The sequence below is a fragment of the Micromonospora auratinigra genome, assembly GCF_900089595.1.
Classification (GTDB): Bacteria; Actinomycetota; Actinomycetes; order Mycobacteriales; family Micromonosporaceae; genus Micromonospora; species Micromonospora auratinigra.
The window spans coordinates 2,730,241-2,751,116 of record NZ_LT594323.1; the positions used below are offsets into that span (position 1 = coordinate 2,730,241).

A 20,876-nucleotide genomic window follows, 5' to 3' on the forward strand; every position below is an offset into this window, starting at 1 on the left:
TCCAGCTGTCGTCACTGCGTGATCCAGTCCCGGACCACGCCGGCGGTGGCGGCGACCTGCCCCTCCATCATGGTGAAGTGGTCGCCGGGCACCTCCCGCAGCGTGTGCGGGGTGTCCCAGGTGGCCCGCCACCGTCCGTCGTCGGCCCCCTCGTCGCCGGGCACGATGGACTCCTGCGGCCGGACGAAGAGCACCGGCGTGTCGATCGTCTCCACCGGGCAGGTGCCCAGCAGCCGCACGTAGCGGCCCATCGCCGACAGCCGGGCGCTGGAGAACTCCCCGAAGGTGCTCTCCCGGGCCAGCAGCGAGTCGAGCATGTGGGTGAAGAAGGTCGCCGTGGTCGTGCCGGTGGTGAGGTAGGTGTCGAGCAGCACCACCCCGGCCGGGGCGAGCCCGTGGCGTTCCAGCTCGCCGGCGGTGGCGTGGGCGAAGAGCCCGCCGGAGGAGTAGCCGACGATGACGTACGGGCCCTGCTCGGCGATCGGGCGGACCATCTCGGCGAAGACCCGGACCGCGGCGTCGGCCGAGGCGGGCAGGCTCTCGTCGCGGCCGAACCCGGGCACCGGCAGCGTCCACACGTCGCGGCTGCCGCCGAACTCGGCGGTGAACCGGGCGTACTGCTGGTCGCCGCCGAGCGCCATCGGTGAGGGGAAGCAGACGATGGCCGGCGCCCCGTCGCCGCGGGCGAGCCGGCGGGGCGCGGGGATCGCCGGCAGGTCGGCGGGCCCGTCGAAGGCGGGCCGGATGTCGGCGACCGCGTAGAGCAGGGACAGGCCCTGCTGCACCTTGCCGCCCTTGACCGCGGCGCGGAACAGGGCGCTCATCGTGTCGCCGCCGCCGTCCGGGGCGTCCGGACGGTCCTGCGCGGGCGGGGCGGCCAGCTCGGTGCGCAGCAGCGCGGCGAGTTCGGCGACGCTGCCGTGGTCGAAGACCACGCCGGTGGCCAGCCGCAGCCCGGTCGCCTCGTTGAGCGCGGTGCGCAGCTCCATCGCGGTCAGCGAGTCGAAGCCCAGCTCGACGAAGCGCAGCGCCGGGTCGACGTCGTCCGGCCCGGCGTGGCCGAGCACCGCCGCGGCCTGCGCCCGGACCAGCTCCCGCAGCCGCGCCTCCTGCGCGTCCGGGTCGAGCCCGCCGAGGGTACGCCGCAGCGCGGCCGGGTCGGGTCGGGCGGCGGTGCCGCGCCGGGCCGGGGTGACCAGGGCGCGCAGGATCGGCGGCACCTCCCCCGCCGGGCTGCCCAGGTCGGCCTTGACCGGCACCAGCACCGCGTCGGGGCGGGCCAGTGCCGCGTCGAGCAGGGCCAGGCCCTCGGCGGGGGTGAACGGCCGCACCCCGCCGCGCGACATCCGGGCCCGGTCGGCGTCGTCCAGCTCGTCGGCCATGCCGCCGCCGGCCCAGGGTCCCCAGGCCAGCGACTGGGCGGGCAGCCCGTCGGCCCGCCGGGCGGCGGCGAGGGCGTCGAGGAAGGCGTTGCCGGCCGCGTAGTTGCCCTGGCCGGGTCCGCCGAGCAGGCCGGCGGCAGAGGAGAAGAGCAGGAACGCGGTGAGCTGCGCGTCCCGGGTCAGCTCGTGCAGGTGGCTGGCCGCGTCGACCTTGGGGCGCAGCACCGTGTCGAGGCGCTGCGGGGTCAGCGACGGGATCACCCCGTCGTCGAGCACCCCGGCGGCGTGCACCACGCCGGTGAGCGGGTGCCCGGCCGGTACGGCGGCGAGCAGGTCGGCGACGGCGTCCCGGTCGGACAGGTCGCAGGCGGCGACGGTGACCTGCGCGCCGGACGCGGTGAGCTGGTCGCGCAGCGCGGCCATCCCCTCGGCGTCCGCGCCGCGCCGGCTGGTGAGCAGCAGCCGGCGTACCCCGTACGCGTCCACCAGGTGCCGGGCGACGAGCCGGCCGAGGCTGCCGGCGGCGCCGGTGACCAGGACGGTGCCGTCGCCGCCGAAGGCGCTGCCGGGGGTGCCGTCGGGGGCCCCGGCCGGCACCAGCCGGGCGGCGTGGGCGGTGCCCTCGCGGATCAGCAACTGCGGTTCACCGCCGGCCAGCGCCGCCGGGAGGGCCTGCGCGGAGCGGTCGTGGTCGTCGAGGTCGACCAGGACGATCCGGCCGGGGTTCTCGGACTGGGCGGAGCGGGCGAGGCCCCACGCCGCCGCGGCGGCCGGGTCGGTGACCGGGTCGCCCTGCGCGCCGTGGGTGAGCACCAGCAGCCGGGTGGCGGCCAGCCGCTCGTCGGCCAGCCAGCCCTGGAGCAGGGCGAGGAGCTGGGCGGCGGTGCGCCGGGCCCCGGCGGCGAGGTGTCGCGGGTCGGGCTGGACGCCGGCGACCAGCACCAGGTCGGGGGCGGCCGCACCGGCGTCGAGGGCGGCGGTGAGCGCGTCGAGGCCGGGGTGGGTCTCGGCGCGGACGCCGACCGCGTCGAGCGCGGCGGCCACCTTGAACTCGTCCGGGCCGACGATCGCCCAGCGTCCGGTGGCGGCCGGGGCGGGCAGCGGCACCGGGGTCCAGTCGAGCCGGTAGAGGTGCTCCTGCCGGCCACCGCCGCGGGCGGCGGCGAGCTGCCCGGCGTCGATCTCGCGCAGCGTCAGCGCGTCGACCCGGGCCACCGGTGCGCCGGTGGGGTCGGCGAGGGTGAGCGCGACCCGGTCGGGGCCGGCGGGGGTGACGGTGACCCGCAGCGCGTCCGCGCCGATGGCGTACGGGGTCACCCCGGTCCAGGAGAACGGGACGGCGGGCGCGCCCTCGCCGCGGCTGAGCCCGATGGCGTGCAGGGCCGCGTCGAAGAGTCCCGGGTGCAGCCGGTAGCGGGCGGCGTCGTCCACCTCGGCGGGGAGGGCGATCTCGGCGTACACCTCGTCGCCGTGCCGCCAGGCGGCCCGCAGGCCCTGGAAGACCGGGCCGTAGACCAGCCCGGCGTCGGCCATCCGCTCGTAGAGGCCGGTGACGTCGACAGGGGTGGCGCCGGCCGGCGGCCAGGCTGCGGGCGGCGGGGTGGGCGGGGTGGGCGGCGGCGGGGTGAGCAGGCCGGTGGCGTGCCGGGTCCACGGCCCGTCCTGGTGGCGGGAGTGGACGGTGACCGGCCGCGCGCCGGTGTCGTCGGGGCCGCCGACGGCGACCTGCACCTGCACGCCGCCGCCGTCGGGAATGACCAGTGGGGCCTGGAGGGTGAGTTCGTCGAGGCGGCCGGCGCCGACGTGGTCGCCCGCGGTCAGGGCCAGCTCCACCAGGCCGGTGCCGGGCAGCACGACGGTGTCGCCGAGCGCGTGGTCGGCCAGCCACGGGTGGGTGTGCCGGGAGAGCAGGCCGGTGGCGACGATCCCGTCGGTGTCGGGCAGCGGGGTGACCGCCGACAGCAGCGGGTGCCCGGCGTCGAGCAGCCCGGCGGCGGCGAGGTCGGCGGCACCGGTGTCCCGCATCCAGTAGTGCTGGTGCTGGAAGGCGTAGGTGGGCAGGTCGATCTGCCGCCCGCCGGGGTGGATGGCCGTCCAGTCGAGGTCGAGTCCGGTGGTCCAGGCCTGGGCCATGCCGGTGGCGTACGCCTCGACCTGCGGCCGGTCGCGGCGTTGTAGCGGGATCGCGGCGGCGTCCGGGGCGCAGTCGGTGACCATCGCGGTCAGCACGCTGTCCGGTCCGATCTCGACGAACCGGGTGACGCCCCGCTCGTGCAGGGCACGCACGGCGTCGGCGAAGCGGACCGTGCCCCGCACCTGGCCCTGCCAGTAGCCGGCGTCGGCCAACTCCTCGTCGGTGACGAGGGTGCCGGTGGCGGTGGACACCAGCGGAATGCCCACCGGGTTGGCGGTGACGCCGGCAAGGACCTGGCCGTAGTCGGCGAGCATCGGGTCCATCAGGTGCGAGTGGAACGCGTGCGACACCCGCAACCGCCGCGTCCTCACATCGAGACGCGCTTCGAGAGCGGCGATCTGCTCCTCGGTGCCGGAGACCACCACGGCACGCGGCCCGTTCACGGCCGCGACGTCGATGCCGTCGAGGTCCAGCTCGTCCAGCGGCGCACCGATGGCCAGCATCGCGCCACCCGACGGCAGGGCCTGCATCAACGTGCCCCGGGCGGCCACCACTCGGCACGCGTCCTGAAGGGACCACACCCCGGCCACGTGCGCGGCGGCCAGCTCACCGATCGAGTGACCCGCCACGAAGTCCGGCCTGAGACCCCACGACTCCGCGAGCCGGAACAGCGCCATCTCGACCGCGAACAACGCCGGCTGAGTCCACCCCGTCTCATCCAGCACCCCGTCCGGGTCGGTGAACATCACCTGCCGCAGGTCACCGCCGAGCAGCGGCGCGAACGCCGCACACACCTCGTCCAACGCGGACGCGAACACCGGGAACACCGCCGCCAGATCCCGGCCCATCCCGACGCGCTGCGCACCCTGACCCGTGAACAACACCGCCGTCCGGCCCGTGGTCACCCGACCCGACAGGCCGGCGCCGGCCGCGAGGGCGTCCAGGCCGGCGGCGACGTCGGTGTCGGGGCCGCCGACCACCACGCCCCGGTGATCGAGGGCGGCCCGACCGGTACCGAGGGAGAAGCCGACGTCGACCGGCCGCTCGTCGGTCAGGTACGCCCGCAGCCGGGCCGCCTGCTGGGTGAGGCCGGCGGCGGAACGACCCGACACCGGCCAGAGCAGCACCGGCGGTTCGGTGGCGGCCGGGGCGGGGTCGGGCGCGGTGGGGGCGGCTGTCGGGGCAAGGTGGCCGCCGGGAGCCTCCTCGACGATGACGTGGGCGTTGGTGCCGCTGATGCCGAACGAGGAGACGCCGGCCCGGCGCGGGTGCCCGTTCGCGGTCCACTCGACCGGTTCGGTCACCAGGCGGACGTCCCCTGCGGTCCAGTCCACGTGCGGGCTGGGCTGGTCGACGTGCAGGGTGCGGGGCACGATCCCGTGCCGCATCGCCAGGACTATCTTGATCACCCCGGCCACACCCGCCGCCGCCTGGGTGTGGCCCAGGTTCGACTTGACCGAACCCAGCCAGAGCGGCTGCTCCCGGTCGCGGCCGTAGGTGGCGATGAGCGCCTGCGCCTCGATCGGATCACCGAGGGTGGTGCCGGTGCCGTGCGCCTCGACCACGTCCACCTCGGCGGCCGGCACCCGCGCGTTCGCCAGAGCCTGCCGGATCACCCGCTGCTGCGCCGGACCGTTCGGGGCGGTCAACCCGTTCGACGCGCCGTCCTGGTTCACCGCCGAACCCCGCACCACGGCCAGGATCCGGCGACCGTTGCGGCGGGCGTCGGAGAGCCGCTCCAACACCAGCACCCCGACACCCTCGGACCAGCCGGTCCCGTCGGCCGCCGCCGCGAACGGCTTGCACCGGCCGTCACGGGCCAGCCCCTGCTGGCGGGAAAACTCCACGAACGTCTCCGGCGTCGCCATCACCGTCACCCCACCGGCCAACGCCAGGTCACACTCCCCCGACCGCAGCGCCTGACCAGCCAGGTGCATCGCCACCAGCGACGACGAACAGGCCGTGTCGACGGAGACCGCCGGCCCCTCCAGACCGAAGGTGTACGCGATCCGGCCGGAGACCACGCTGCCGGCGCTGTGCCCGGTCACGTAGTCGTGGTACATGAGGCCGGCGAAGACGCCGGTGGGGGTGCCGCGTACCGAGGCGGGGTCGATGCCGGCCCGCTCCAGGGCTTCCCAGGAGACTTCGAGCAGATGCCGCTGCTGCGGGTCCATCAGCACCGCCTCGCGGGGCGAGATGCCGAAGAAGGCGGGGTCGAAGCCGGCGGCGTCGGCGAGGAAGCCGCCCCGGTCGACGTACGTGGTGTCGGGGCGGGCGCCCGTCGGGTCGTAGAGCCGGGCCGTGTCCCACCCCCGGTCGACGGGGAACTCGCCGATCGCGTCGGCCCCGTCGGCGACGAGGCGCCACAGGGCTTCCGGCGAGTCGATGCCGCCCGGGTAGCGGCAGGCCATGCCGACGATGGCGAGGGGCTCGTCGCCGGTGCCGGTGGTGGCGGCCTGCCGGGTCTGCGGCGCGTCGAGGCCGCCGGTCAGTTCGGCGTACAGGTGCTCGGCGAGGGCGCGCGGGGTCGGGTAGTCGAAGATCAGGGTGGCCGGCAACCGCAGCCCGGCGGCGGTGGAGAGCACGTTGCGCAGCTCCACGGCGGTGAGCGAGTCGAAGCCGAGGCCGGCGAAGGTGCGGTCGGCCGCCACGGCGTCCGCCCCGGGCAGGCCGAGCACGGCGGCGACGTGGGTGTGCACGAGCTGCCGGACGGCGGCCGGGCGTTCGGCCTCGGGCAGCGCGGCCAGCCACTCCCCCGGCGCGCCGCCGGTGGTGGCGACGGCGGCGGCGGTCCGGCGGGTGGGGCCGGTCAGGCCGCGCAGCACCGGGGGCAGCCGGTCGCCGAGGGTACGCAGGGTGGGCACGTCGAGCCGGGCCGGGATGAGGGTGGCCCGGTCGCCGGCCACGGCGGCGTCGAGCAGGGCGAGCCCGTCGGCGGTGGCCAGCGGCAGCACGCCGCCCCGCGACATCCGTTCCCGGTCCACCTCGCCGAGCCGGTCGGTCATCGCCGAGCCGGCCGCCCAGAGGCCCCAGGCCAGCGACACCGCCGGCAGCCCGGCGGCGCGGCGGACCGTGGCGAGGGCGTCCAGGTAGGCGTTGGCCGCCGCGTAGTTGCCCTGGCCGGGCGCGCCGAGCACCCCGGACAGCGAGGAGAAGAGCACGAACGCGGACAGCTCCCGGTCCCGGGTGGCCTCGTGCAGGTGCCAGGCGGCGTCCACCTTGGGCCGCAGCACCGCCGACACCCGGTCCGGCGTCAACGCGGACACGATCCCGTCGTCGAGGATCCCGGCGGTGTGCACCACCGCGGACAGGTCGGGCACGCCGGCCAGGGCGGTGACCTGGTGCCGGTCGGCCAGGTCGGCGGCGACCAGGTCGACCCGTGCGCCCGCCCCGGTCAGTTCGGCGACCAACTCGGCCGCGCCGGGCGCGTCCGCGCCCCGGCGGGACACCAGCAGCAGCCGGGTCACCCCGTGCGCGGTCACCAGGTGTCGGGCCACCGCCGAGCCGAGCGCGCCGGTCGCGCCGGTGACCAGCACGGTGCCCGTACCGAAGCGGGGCCGGGCGGGGGCGGGGGCGGGCAGCGGCCGGCGGGCGACGCGCGGTGCGGCGGCGACGCCGGCGCGGATCAGCACCTGCGGCTCGCCGGTGGGCAGCGCGAGCGCCAGCGCCGCGCCGACGTCGTCGGTGTCGGCGTCGACCAGCAGGATCCGGTCGGGCTCCTCGGCCTGCGCGGAGCGCACCAGGCCCCAGACGGCCGCGCCGGCCAGGTCGGTGGCGTCGTCGCCGACGGCCCGGCGGGTGAGCACCACCAGTGGGGCGGTGCCGGGGGCGGCGAGCCGGCGCTGGACGGCGGCCAGCACCCGGTGGACCTCGGCGTGCACGTCGTCGGTGCCACCGGCGGTCAGCACCACCGCGTCGCCGGTGTGCTCCGCTCCGGCGTCGGCGTCGTGGGCCCAGGTGGGGGCGGTCGCGGGGGCGCCGGTGGTGACCGGCTGCCAGTCGAGACCGAAGAGCGCGTCGCCGACGGCCGCACCCCGGTCGAGCTGCACCGGGCGCAGCGCCAGCGACCGTACGGTGGCGACGGGCGCGCCGGCGGCGTCGGCGACGGCGATCCGCACCCCGGAGCCGGCCGGGGTGAGCCGGACCCGCAGGCCGGTCGCCCCGGTGGCGTGCAGGGCCACACCGGTCCAGGCGAAGGGCAGGCCCCGGTGGTGGTCGTCGCCGGACAGCGAGAGGGCGTGCAGGGCGGCGTCGAGGAGCGCCGGGTGCAGGGCGTAGCCGGCGTGCTCCGTACCGTCGGGGAGGCTCACCTCGGCGAGCAGGTCGTCGCCGGCCCGCCAGGCCCGGCGCAGGCCCTGAAAGGCGGGGCCGTAGTGCTGGCCACCGGCGGCGAGGTCGGCGTAGAACCCTTCCAGCGGCAGCGGTTCGGCGTCGGCGGGCGGCCACTCGGTGAGCGGTACGCCGGGGGTGCCGGCGGGGCTGAGGACGCCGTCGGCGTGCCGGGTCCACGGCGCGTCGGGGTGTGCGCGGGAGTGCACCTGGACGGCGCGCCGTCCGGCGGGGTCGGGGTCCGCCACGGCGACCTGGACCTCGACGCCGCCGGTGGCGGGTACCACGAGCGGGGCGTGCAGGGTTAGTTCGTCGAGGGTGCCGGCGCCGACCTGGTCGCCGGCGTGGACGGCGAGTTCGACGAGGCCGGTGCCGGGGAAGACGACGGTGTCGCCGACGGCGTGGTCGGCGAGCCACGGGTGGGTGGCGAGGGACCAGCGGCCGGTGAGCAGGGCTCCGTCGCTGGTGGCGAGCGGTACGGCGGCGTCGAGCAGCGGGTGGGTGGTGGCGAGCAGTCCGGCGCCGACCACGGCCGGGTCGTAGAGCCAGTAGTGCTGCCGTTGGAAGGCGTAGGTGGGCAGGTCGACCTGCCGCCCGCCGGGGTGGATGGCCGTCCAGTCGAGGTCGAGTCCGGTGGTCCAGGCCTGGGCCATGCCGGTGGCGTACGCAGTGACCTGTTCGCGGTCGCGGCGTTGCAGCGGGATCGCGGCGGCGTCCGGGGCGCAGTCGGTGACCATCGCGGTCAGCACACTGTCGGGTCCGATCTCGACGAACCTCGTCACCCCCCGCTCGTGCAGGGCACGCACCGCGTCGGCGAAGCGGACCGTGCCCCGCACCTGCCCCTGCCAGTAGCCGGCGTCACCCAACTCCTCGTCGGTGGCCAGGGTGCCGGTGGCGGTGGACACCAGCGGAATGCCCGCCGGGTTGGCGGTGACGCCGGCAAGGACCTGGCCGTAGTCGACGAGCATCGGGTCCATCAGGTGCGAGTGGAACGCGTGCGACACCCGCAACCGCCGCGTCCTCACATCGAGACGCGCTTCGAGGGCGGCGATCTGCTCCTCCGTGCCCGACACCACCACCGCACGCGGCCCGTTCACCGCCGCCACGTCGATGCCGTCGAGGTCCAGCTCGCCCAGCGGCGCACCGATGGCCAGCATCACCCCACCGGCGGGTAGCGCCTGCATGAGCGTGCCGCGCGCGGCGACGACCCGACACGCGTCGTCGAGGGACCACACCCCCGCCACGTGCGCGGCGGCCAGCTCACCGATCGAGTGACCCGCCACGAAGTCCGGCCTGAGACCCCACGACTCCGCGAGCCGGAACAGGGCCACCTCGACCGCGAACAACGCCGGCTGCGTCCACCCGGTCTGATCCAGCACACCATCGGGGTCCGAGAAGATCACCTGCCGCAGATCGCCACCCAGCAGCGGCGCGAACGCCGCACACACCTCGTCCAACGCGGACGCGAACACCGGGAACACCGCCGCCAGATCCCGGCCCATCCCGACGCGCTGCGCACCCTGACCGGTGAACAGCACCGCCGTGCGGCCGATGGTGACCTGGCCGTGCACGCCCTCGCCGGCGGCGAGCGCGCGGAGGCCGGCGACGCCGTCACCGACGACCACGCCCCGGTGTTCCAGGGCGGCCCGTCCCGCGCCGAGGGTCACCGCCACGTCGGCGGGGCGCAGGTCGGCGTCGGCGAGGAAGTCGGCGAGGCGGGCGGCCTGCCCGGCGAGGCCGGCGGCGGCGCGGCCGGAGACCGGCCAGAGCGCCACCGGCGCGGCGGCGGGCTCCACCGGCGCGGTCTCCGGCTCGACCGTGGGGGCCTGCTCCAGGATCAGGTGCGCGTTGGTGCCGCTGATGCCGAACGAGGAGACGCCGGCCCGGCGCGGGTGCCCGTTCGCGGTCCACTCGACCGGTTCGGTCACCAGGCGGACGTCCCCTGCGGTCCAGTCCACGTGCGGGCTGGGCTGGTCGACGTGCAGGGTGCGGGGCACGATCCCGTGCCGCATCGCCAGGACTATCTTGATCACCCCGGCCACACCCGCCGCCGCCTGGGTGTGGCCCAGGTTCGACTTGACCGAACCCAGCCAGAGCGGCTGCTCCCGGTCGCGGCCGTAGGTGGCGATGAGCGCCTGCGCCTCGATCGGATCACCGAGGGTGGTGCCGGTGCCGTGCGCCTCGACCACGTCCACCTCGGCGGCCGGCACCCGCGCGTTCGCCAGAGCCTGCCGGATCACCCGCTGCTGCGCCGGACCGTTCGGGGCGGTCAACCCGTTCGACGCGCCGTCCTGGTTCACCGCCGAACCCCGCACCACGGCCAGGATCCGGTGGCCGTTGCGGCGGGCGTCGGAGAGCCGCTCCAACACCAGCATGCCGACACCCTCGGACCAGCCGGTCCCGTCGGCCGCCGCCGCGAACGGCTTGCACCGGCCGTCACGGGCCAGCCCCTGCTGGCGGGAAAACTCCACGAACGTCTCCGGCGTCGCCATCACCGTCACCCCACCGGCCAACGCCAGGTCACACTCCCCCGACCGCAGCGCCTGACCAGCCAGGTGCATCGCCACCAGCGACGACGAACAGGCCGTGTCGACGGAGACCGCCGGCCCCTCCAGACCGAAGGTGTACGCGATCCGGCCGGAGACCACGCTGCCGGCGCTGTGCCCGGAGACGTAGTCGTGGTACATCACCCCGGCGAAGACGCCGGTGGACGAGCCGCGCAGCCCGGCCGGGTCGATGCCGGCCCGTTCGAACGCCTCCCAGGAGACCTCCAGCAGCAGGCGCTGCTGCGGGTCCATCACCACCGCCTCGCGCGGCGAGATGCCGAAGAAGGCGGGGTCGAACTCAGCGGCGTCGGCGAGGAAGCCGCCCCGGTCGACGTAGGTGGTGTCGGGGCGGGCGCCCGTCGGGTCGTGCAGCCGGGCGGTGTCCCACCCCCGGTCGGTCGGGAACTCGCCGACGGTGTCCGCGCCGTCGACCAGGACCTGCCACAGTTCCTCCGGCGAGGTGATGCCGCCGGGATAGCGGCAGGCCATGCCGACGATCGCGAGCGGCTCGTCGCCGGTGCCGGCGGTGCCGACGGTACGGGTCGTCCCGGCGGCGTCGGTGCCGCCGACCTCGGCGAGCAGGTGCCGGACCAGGTCGCGCGGGGACGGATGGTCGAAGATCAGGGTGGCGGGCAGCCGCAGGCCGGTGGCCGCGGTGAGGCCGTTGCGCAGCTCGATCGCGGTGAGCGAGTCGAAGCCGAGTTCCTGGAAGGCCCGGCCGGGGTCGATCCGCTCTGCGGAGGCGTGCCCGAGGACCGCCGCGACCTGGGCGAGCACCAGCGCGGTCACGGCCCGTTCCCGCTCCTCGGCGCCCAGGGCGGCGAGGTCCGCGGCCCAGCCGGCGGTGGCGCCGACGGCGGCCCGGGCGGCGGTCCGCCGGGCCGGCCGGACCAGGCCACGGAACGGCAACGGCAGGTCGTCGCCGAGGGCGCGCAGCGCGGCCAGGTCGAGCCGGGCGGCGACGGCGGTCGGGTACGGACCGGCGACGGCGGCGTCGAGCAGGGCGAGCCCGTCGGCGGTGGCCAGCGGCAGCACGCCGCCCCGCGACATCCGTTCCCGGTCCACCTCGCCCAGCCGGTCGGTCATCGCCGAGCCGGCCGCCCACAGGCCCCAGGCCAGTGCCGTACCGGGCCGGTCCTGCGCGCGGCGCTGCCGGGCCAGGGCGTCCACGAAGGCGTTCGCGGCCGCGTAGTTGCCCTGCCCGGGCGCGCCGAGCACCCCGGACAGCGAGGAGAAGAGCACGAACGCCGACAGCTCCCGGTCCCGGGTCGCCTCGTGCAGGTGCCACGCGGCGTCCACCTTGGGCCGCAGCACCGCCGACACCCGGTCCGGCGTCAACGCCGACACGATCCCGTCGTCGAGCACGCCCGCGACGTGCACCACCGCCGACAGGTCGGGGTGGGCGTCGACCAGTGCGGCCGCCTGGTCGCGGTCGGCCACGTCGGAGGCGACCAGCTCGACCCGTGCGCCCGCCCCGGTCAGTTCGGCGACCAGCTCGGCCGCGCCGGGCGCGTCCGCGCCCCGGCGGGACACCAGCAGCAGCCGGGTCACCCCGTGCGCCGCCACCAGGTGCCGGGCCACCACCGCGCCGAGCGTGCCGGTCGCGCCGGTGACCAGCACGGTGCCCGTACCGAAGAGGGGTCCGTCGGGGGTGGCCGGCGGGGTGGCCGGGCGGGTCAGGCGCGGTACGGAGACCACGCCGCCCCGGACGCGTACCTGTGGCTCACCGGCGGCCAGCGCCAGCGCCAGCACCGCGTCCACGTCGTCGCTGTCGGCGTCGACCAGCAGCAGTCGGTCCGGGTTCTCGGCCTGGGCGGAACGCACCAGCCCCCAGACGGCCGCGCCGGCCAGGTCGGTGGCGTCGTCGCCGACGGCATGCCGGGTGAGCACCACCAGCCGGTGCGCGTCCGGCCCGGCCAGCGCCTCCTGGAGTACGCCGAGGATCCGGTTGACCTCGGCGTGCACGTCCTCGGGCCGGTCCACCGGGCCCCCGGCGGCGAGCACCCGCAGCCCGTCGGGCTCACCGCTGCCCGGGTGGTACGCCCAGTCGGGAACGGCCCCGGTCGGGGTGACGGTGATCTCGGGCCAGCCGAGGTCGAGCAGGCCGTCCGCGCCCCCGCCCGACGGGGCGACCTGGACGGGGCGCAGCACCAGCCGGTCGATGCTCGCGACGGGGGCGCCGACCGCGTCGGCGACGTCGACGCGTACGCCGGTGCCGGCCGGGGTGAGCCGGACCCGGACGCCGGCCGCGCCGGTGGCGTGCAGGGTGATGCCGGTCCAGGCGAACGGGAGGCCCCGGTAGGTGTCGCCGGCGAGGCCGAGGGCGTGCAGGCCGGCGTCGAGCACGGCGGGGTGCAGGCCGTACCCGTCGACGGTCACCTCCTCGGGGAGCTGGACCTCGGCGAAGAACTCGTCGCCGGCCCGCCACACCCGGCGCAGCGCGCGAAAGGCCGGCCCGTAGACCAGGCCGCCCGCGGCGAGGTGGTCGTAGAGGTCGTCGGTGGGCACGGGTTCCGCGCCGGGGGGCGGCCACTCGGTCAGCGCGGTGGCGGTGGCGCGGCGGCCGGGGGTGAGCAGGCCGCTGGCGTGCCGGGTCCAGGGGGCGTCGGGGTCCGCGCCGCGCGCGTACACCTGCAGGGTGCGGGCCTGGCCGGCGTCGGCCGCGCCGACGACCACCTGGAGCTGGACGGCGCCGCGCTCGGGGAGCACCAGCGGGGTCTCGATGGTCAGTTCCTCGACGGTGTCGGCGCCGACCTGGGCGCCGGCGTGCAGGGCGAGGTCGAGGTAGCCGGTGCCGGGGAAGACCACCGCGCCGTCGACGGCGTGGTCGGCGAGCCAGGGGTGCCGGTCGAGGGAGAGCCGGCCGGTGAGGACCGCGCCGTCGGCGTTGGCGAGGGTGACGGCCGCGCCGAGCAGCGGGTGGTCGGCGGAGTCCAGGCCCATGGCGGTGGCGTCGCCCGGGTCGGTGGGGGCGTCGATCCAGAAGCGCTGTCGCTGGAAGGCGTAGGTGGGCAGGTCGATCCGCCGGCCGCCAGGGTGGATCGCGGCCCAGTCGAGGTCGACGCCGCTGATCCAGGCCTGTGCCATGCCGGTGGCGTACGCAGTGACCTGTTCGCGGTCGCGGCGTTGCAGCGGGATGGTGACGGTGTCGTCCAGGGTGTCGGCGACCATCGCGGTCAGCACGCTGTCCGGTCCGATCTCGACGAACCGGGTGACACCCCGCTCGTGCAGGGCACGCACCGCGTCGGCGAAGCGGACCGTGCCCCGCACCTGCCCCTGCCAGTAGCCGGCGTCACCCAACTCCTCGTCGGTGGCCAACGTGCCGGTGGCGGTGGACACCAGCGGGACCGTCGCCGGGTTGGCGGTGACGGTCGACAGGACCTGGCCGTAGTCGGCGAGCATCGGGTCCATCAGGTGCGAGTGGAACGCGTGCGACACCCGCAACCGCCGCGTCCTCACATCGAGACGCGCTTCGAGGGCCGCGATCTGCTCCTCCGTGCCCGACACCACCACCGCACGCGGCCCGTTCACCGCCGCCACGTCGATACCGTCCAGGTCCAACTCGCCCAGCGGCGCACCGATCGCCAGCATCACCCCACCGGCGGGTAGCGCCTGCATCAACGTGCCCCGCGCCGCCACGACCCGACAGGCGTCGTCAACGGACCACACCCCCGCCACGTGCGCGGCAGCCAGCTCACCGATCGAGTGACCCGCCACGAAGTCCGGCCTGAGACCCCACGACTCCGCGAGCCGGAACAGGGCCACCTCGACCGCGAACAACGCCGGCTGAGTCCACCCCGTCTCATCCAGCACCCCGTCCGGGTCGGCGAACATCACCTGCCGCAGATCGCCACCCAGCAGCGGCGCGAACGCCGCACACACCTCGTCCAACGCGGACGCGAACACCGGGAACACCGCCGCCAGATCCCGGCCCATCCCGACGCGCTGCGCGCCCTGACCGGTGAACAACACCGCCGTCCGGCCCGTGGTCACCCGGCCGGACAGGCCGGCACCGGCCGCGAGGGCGGCCAGGCCGGCGACGCCGTCGCCGAGCACCACGCCCCGGTACGCCGACGCGGCGCGGGTCACGCCGAGGGCGTACCCGACGTCGGCCGGGTGCTGGTCGGTGAGGAAGTCCCGCAGCCGGGCCGCGTTCGCGGCGAGCGCCCCCGCCGACCGGCCCGACACCGGCCAGAGCGACACCGGCGACGGCGCGGCCGGCTCGACCGGCTCAGCGGTCTCGACCGGGGGCGCCTGCTCCAGGATCACGTGCCCGTTGGTGCCGCTGACCCCGAACGACGACACCCCGCCCCGGCGCGGCTGGCCGTGGTCCGGCCAGGCCCGCGCCTCGCTGAGCAGCCGGACCGTGCCGGCGGACCAGTCGACGTGGCGGGAGGGCTCCCCGACGTGCAGGGACTTCGGCAGCACGCCGTGCTGCAGGGCCAGCACCATCTTGATCACGCCGCTGACCGCGGCGGCGGCCTGCGCGTGGCCGATGTTCGACTTGACCGAGCCCAGCCAGAGCGGCCGGTCGGCCGGCCGGTCGTGCCCGTACGTGGCGATCAGCGCCTCGGCCTCGATCGGGTCGCCGAGGGTGGTGCCGGTGCCGTGCGCCTCGACGAGGTCCACCTCGGACGAGGCCAGCCCGGCGTTGGCGAGGGCCTGGAGGATGACCCGCTGCTGGGCGACGCCGTTGGGGGCGGTCAGCCCGTTCGACGCGCCGTCCTGGTTGATCGCGGAGCCCTTGAGCACGGCGAGGACGGGGTGGCCGTGGCGCTGGGCGTCGGAGAGCCGCTCCAGCAGCAGCATGCCGACGCCCTCACCCCAGCCGGTGCCGTCGGCGTCCTCGGAGAACGGCTTGCACCGCCCGTCGGTGGCCAGGCCGCGCTGCCGGCTGAACGCCACGAACGCCCCGGGGGTCGACATCACGGTCACGCCGCCGGCCAGCGCCAGCCCGCACTCCCGGCGGCGCAGCGCGTGCGCGGCCAGGTGCAGCGCGACCAGCGACGACGAGCAGGCGGTGTTGACGGTGACCGCCGGCCCCTCCAACCCCAGGCTGTACGACACCCGCCCGGAGATGACCGCCCCGGAGCTGCCGGTGCTCAGGTACGCCTCGACCGGCTCGGGCAGCACGGTCAGCCGGTCCCAGTAGTCCTGCCCGCCGCAGCCGACGAAGACGCCGGTCGGGCTGCCGCGCAGCGCGTCCGGGTTGATGCCGGCCCGCTCGCACGCCTCCCAGCTCGCCTCCAGCACCAGGCGCTGCTGCGGGTCCATGGCGAGCGCCTCGCGGGGCGAGATGCCGAAGAACTCGGCGTCGAACTCGTCGGCGTCGTGCACGAAGCCGCCCTGCTGCACGTAGCTGCTGCCGGCGGCGGACGGGTCGGCGTCGTACAGGGCGGTGGTGTCCCAGCCCCGGTCGGTGGGGAAGTCGCCGATGGCGTCGACCCCGTCGGCGACCAGCCGCCACAGCTCCTCGGGCGAGCCGACGCCGCCCGGGTAGCGGCAGGCCATCCCGACGATCGCGACGGGCTCCTGTTCCTGCGACTCGACCTCGCGCAGCCGTTCGCGGGTGCGGTGCAGGTCGGCGGTGACCCGCTTCAGGTACTCGAGGAGCTTCTCTTCGTTCGCCATCGGGGACCTCACATCGTTGCCGTCGGGACACGTGCCGGGGGTGGGGGCAGGACGGCTCAGGTCATCCCGAGTTCCTTGTCGATCAGGTCGAAGACGTCGTCGGCGGAGGCGCTCTCCAACCGGTCGACCAGGGTGGCGCCGGCGGACGCGCCGAGGGTCTCGTTGAGCTTGGCCAGCAGCGACTGGAGCCGGACGGTGACCCGGTCGCGTTCGATCTCCTCGGCGGTCAGGCCCGCCACGGTCACCTCCAGCCGGTCCAGTTCGGCCAGCAGGCTGCCGGCGGCGCCGTCCCCGGCGTACCCGAGTTCGGTGCGCAGCTGGTCCGCGAGGGCGACCGGCGTCGGGTGGTCGAAGACCAGGGTGGCGGAGAGCCGGACCCCGGCGGCGGCGCTGAGCCGGTTGCGCAGCTCCACCGCGGTGACCGAGTCCATGCCGAGTTCCTTGAACGCGCGCTGCGCCTCGACGGCGTCGGCGTCGGCGTAGCCGAGCACGGCGGCCACGTTGGTGCGGACCGTGTCGAGCAGCACCGCGCGCTGCTCGGCCTCGGGCAGTGCGGCGAGCCGGTCGGCGAGCGCCGACGCGGATCCGGTGTCGGCGGCCCCGGTGGGTTCGGGGGCGGCGTCGGGCAGCGCGGCGAGCAGCGGCCGGGGCCGGGCCAGGGTGTAGATCGGGGCGAACCTGGGCCAGTCGAGGTCGGCGACGACCAGGTGGCTCTCGTCGTGGTCGAGCGCCTGCTGGAGCGCGCCGACGGCGAGCCGGGGGTCCATCACGCCGACGCCGAGCCGGTCCAGGTGGGCACCCACCTCGCCGCCGGCCATGCCGCCGCCCCCGCCCCAGCTGCCCCAGGCCACCGAGGTGGCGACCGCGCCACGGCTGCGCCGCTGCTGGGCCAGCGCGTCGAGGTAGGCGTTGGCGGTGGCGTAGCCGGCCTGCCCGGCGCTGCCCCAGACGGCCGCGCCGGAGGAGAAGAGCACGAACGCGTCGAGCGGCCGGTCGGCGAGCAGCCCGTCGAGGTGGGTCGCGCCGCGCACCTTGGCCCGGCACACGTCGGCGAAGTCGTCGAGGCTGGTCTCGCCGAGCGGCCGTTCCGGGTGCAGCACCCCGGCGGCGTGGAAGACGGCGGTGAGGTCGTCGCCCAGCTCGGCGACGAGCGCGCCGACCGCGTCCCGGTCGGCGACGTCGCACGCCACCACCTGGACCTGGGGCAGCCGGGCGGTCAGCTCGGCCGCGCCGGGGGCGTCCGGTCCCCGCCGGCTGGCCAGCACGACCCGCTCGGCGCCCTGCCCGACCAGCCATTCGGTGACGTGCCCGCCGACGCCGCCGGTGCCGCCGGTGACCAGCACGGTGCCGGTGGGCCGCCAGCGCCGCTCGGGCGGGCCGGTGACCGGCCGGCGGACCATCCGGCGGGCCAGCGTCCCGGCCGGCCGGATCGCGACCTGGTCCTCGCCGCCGCCGGTCAGCACGTCGACGAGGCGGTCGGTGGTCTGCGGCGTCCACTCGGCGGGCAGGTCGACCAGGCCGCCCCACCAGCCCGGGTAGTCGAGGGAGAGCACGGTGCCCAGGCCCCAGAGCGCGCCCTGGGCGGGCTGCGGCACGGCCTCGGCCGGGTTGACGCCGACGCCGCGGGAGGTGACGCACCAGAGCCGGGCGGGGGCGTCGGTGGCGGCCAGCGCGTGCACCAGGGAGACCGTCGCGGTGGTGCCGGCGGTCAGGCCGGCGCCGAGCGGGTCGGGGGCGTCGTCGAGGGCGAGCAGCGAGAGCACCCCGGCGGGGGCCGGCCGGCCGGTGACGTCGCCGCCGAGGATCGTCTCCACCCGCGCGCCGCGCGCCGCCAGCCCGTCCACGACGGTACGCAGCCGGTCGTCGTCGGTCAGCGCCGGCGGGGCGACGACCCACCAGGTGCCGTCGAGCGTCCCGCCGGTGGGCACCTCGGCGGGCTGCCACCGGACCCGGTAGCGCCAGCCGTCCACGGTGGCCGCGTCGCGCTGCCGGGACCGCCAGGTGCTCAGGCCGGGCAGCACCTCGCCGGCCAGCCCGGCATCGACGCCGAGGCCGTCGGCGAGGGCGGTCACGTCGCCGCGTTCCACCGCGTCCCAGAAGCCGCCGTCGGGGGTGGACTCCGGGGCCGGGCCGGCGGCGGTCGGCGCGATCCAGTACCGCTCGTGCCGGAAGGCGTACGTGGGCAGGTCGGCGCGGCGGGTGCCGGGCAGCGCGGCGGCCCAGTCCACGTGGTGCCCGCGCACCTGCAGTTCGGCCAGGGAGGTGAGCAGCCGGTCCAGGCCGCCGTCGTCGCGGCGCAGGGTGCCGGTGACCACCACCGGCCGCTCGGCGGACTCCAGCGTCTCCTGCATGCCCATGCCGAGCACCGGGTGCGGGCTGACCTCCACGTACCCGGTCCAGCCCTGGGCGGCGAGGGCCCGGATCGCCGGGTCGAAGCGGACGGTGTTGCGCAGGTTGTCGTACCAGTAGCGGGCGTCCAGGCCGGCGGTGTCGACCCAGTCGCCGGTGACCGTGGAGAGCATCCGGATGGTGCCGGTGCGCGGGTTGATCGGGGCGAGGTCCTCCAGCAGCCGGTGCTCCAGCGTCTCCACCTGCGCCGAGTGGGAGGCGTAGTCGACGGCGACCTGCTTGACCCGGATGCCCTCGGCGCTCAGCTCGGCGATCAGCTCGCGCAGCGCCTCCGGGGTGCCGGAGACCACCGCCGAGCCGGCGCCGTTGACCACGGCCAGCGAGATGTCCCCGGCCCAGCGGGCGATCCGCTCCTCGACCCGGTCGGCGGGCAGCCCGACGGAGACCATGCCGCCCCGGCCGGCGAGCTTCTCGCCGATGGCGCGGCTGCGCAGGGTGACCACCCGGGCCCCGTCGGCCAGCGAGAGGCCGCCGGCCACGCAGGCGGCGGCGATCTCGCCCTGCGAGTGGCCGATGACCGCGTCGGGTTCGACGCCGTACGCCCGCCAGGTGGCGGCGAGCGAGACCATCATCGCCCACAGGGCGGGCTGCACCACGTCCACCCACTCCAGCGAGGGGGCGCCGGGCACGCCGCGGACCACGTCGAGCAGGTCCCAGTCGACGTACGCGCGCAGTTCGGCGGCGCACCGGGTCAGGTGCGCCGCGAAGACCGGCGAGGAGTCGAGCAGGGCGGCGGCCATGCCGACCCACTGGGCGCCCTGGCCGGGGAAGACGAAGACCACCCGGCCGTCCGCGTCGGCGACCCCGGTGACGGCGGCGGGCGAGGGCTGGCCGGCGGTGAGCGCGGTGAGCGCGGCGCGCAGCTGCGGCAGGGTCCCGCCGACGAGCACGGCCCGGTGGTCGAGCCGGGCCCGGCCGGCCAGGGTACGGCCCACCGCGGCGAGGTCCACCTCCCGCCCGTCCAGGTGCGCCAGCAGCTGCTCGGCCTGGGCGGGCAGCGCCGCTGCGGTGTGCCCGGAGAGCACCCAGGGCACCACCGCCGGGGTGGCCGGCTCGTCGGCCTCCTCGGCCGGTGGGGCCTCCTCCAGGACCACGTGCGCGTTGGTGCCGCTGATGCCGAAGGAGGAGACGCCGCAGCGCCGGGCCCGGCCGGTCGCCGGCCAGTCGACCGGCTCGGTGAGCAGCCGTACCGTGCCCGGCGACCAGTCGATCTCGCCGCTGGGCTCGTCGACGTGCAGGGTGCGCGGCAGCAATCCGTGCCGCATCGCCTGCACCATCTTGATCACCCCGCCGACCCCGGCGGCGGCCTGCGAGTGGCCGATGTTGGACTTGAGCGAGCCGAGCCAGAGCGGCCGGTCCACGGGCCGGTCCCGCCCGTACGTGGCGAACAGCGCCTGCGCCTCGATCGGGTCGCCGAGCTTCGTGCCGGTGCCGTGCGCCTCGACCGCGTCGACCTCCGGCGCGGTGAGCCGGGCGTTGGCCAGCGCGGCCCGGATGACCCGGCGCTGCGAGGGGCCGTTCGGCGCGGTGAGGCCGTTGGACGCGCCGTCCTGGTTGATCGCGGAGCCCCGGATCACGGCGAGCACCGGGTGGCCGTGCCGGCGGGCGTCGGAGAGCCGCTCCAGCACCAGCGCGCCGGCGCCCTCGGCCCAGCCGGTGCCGTCGGCGGTGGCGGCGAACGACCGGCACCGCCCGTCGGAGGAGAGCGCCCGCTGCCGGGAGAACTCGACGAACGCGTCCGGGGTGCCGATCACGGTGACGCCACCGGCGACGGCGAGCGACGACTCGCCGGAGCGCAGCGACTGGCAGGCCCAGTGCAGGGCGACCAGCGACGACGAGCAGCCGGTGTCGACGGTGACCGCCGGCCCCTCCAGCCCGAGGGTGTACGAGAGCCGGCCGGAGACGATGCTGCCGGCGCCCCAGCTGTTCGGGTAGTCGTGGTAGACGACGCCGGTGAAGACCGCGGTGGGGCTGCCCTTGAGCGAGGTCGGGTCGATCCCGGCGCGCTCCAGCGCCTCCCACGAGGTCTCCAGGAACAGCCGCTGCTGCGGGTCCATCTCGGCGGCCTCGCGGGGCGAGATGCCGAAGAAGGTGGGGTCGAACGCGGGCGCGTCGTAGAGGAAGCCGCCCTCGCGGACGTAGCTGGTGCCGGGGTGCTCGGGGTCGGGGTGGTAGAGGCGGTCGAGGTCCCAGCCGCGGTCGGTGGGCATGCCGGCGATGGCGTCGGTGCCGGCCGCGACGAGGTCCCAGAGCGCCTCGGGCGAGCCGACGCCGCCGGGGTAGCGGCAGCCCATGCCGACGATCGCGATCGGCTCGGCGGCCTTGTCCTCCAGGTCGCGCAGCCGCTCGCTGGTCTCGTGCAGGTCGGCCGTGACCCGCCGCAGGTAGTCACGAAGCTTCTGTTCGTTGGACATCAGGAACCCATTCGTGGACGTGGCCGGCAGG

The 20,876-nt window shown here is 76.3% G+C and carries 2 protein-coding genes; both read right to left on the reverse strand.

The annotated features are described in order from the left end of the window. Positions 1-11: 11 nt before the first annotated feature. The gene (locus GA0070611_RS12115; protein WP_091662734.1) at positions 12-16,022 is read right to left on the reverse strand and encodes a type I polyketide synthase; all 16,011 of its coding nucleotides are present in this window, start codon (positions 16,020-16,022) and stop codon (positions 12-14) included. Between the two features lie 56 nt (positions 16,023-16,078). Further along, positions 16,079-20,875: a type I polyketide synthase gene (locus GA0070611_RS12120; protein WP_407940433.1), complete on the reverse strand. Its 4,797-nt coding sequence runs from the start codon at positions 20,873-20,875 to the stop codon at positions 16,079-16,081. Position 20,876 lies beyond the last annotated feature (1 nt).

Excerpts from the sequence above, each read along its gene's own strand:
- GA0070611_RS12115 (WP_091662734.1), bottom strand. The coding sequence starts at position 16,022 with ATGGCGAACGAAGAGAAGCTCCTCGAGTACCTGAAGCGGGTCACCGCC.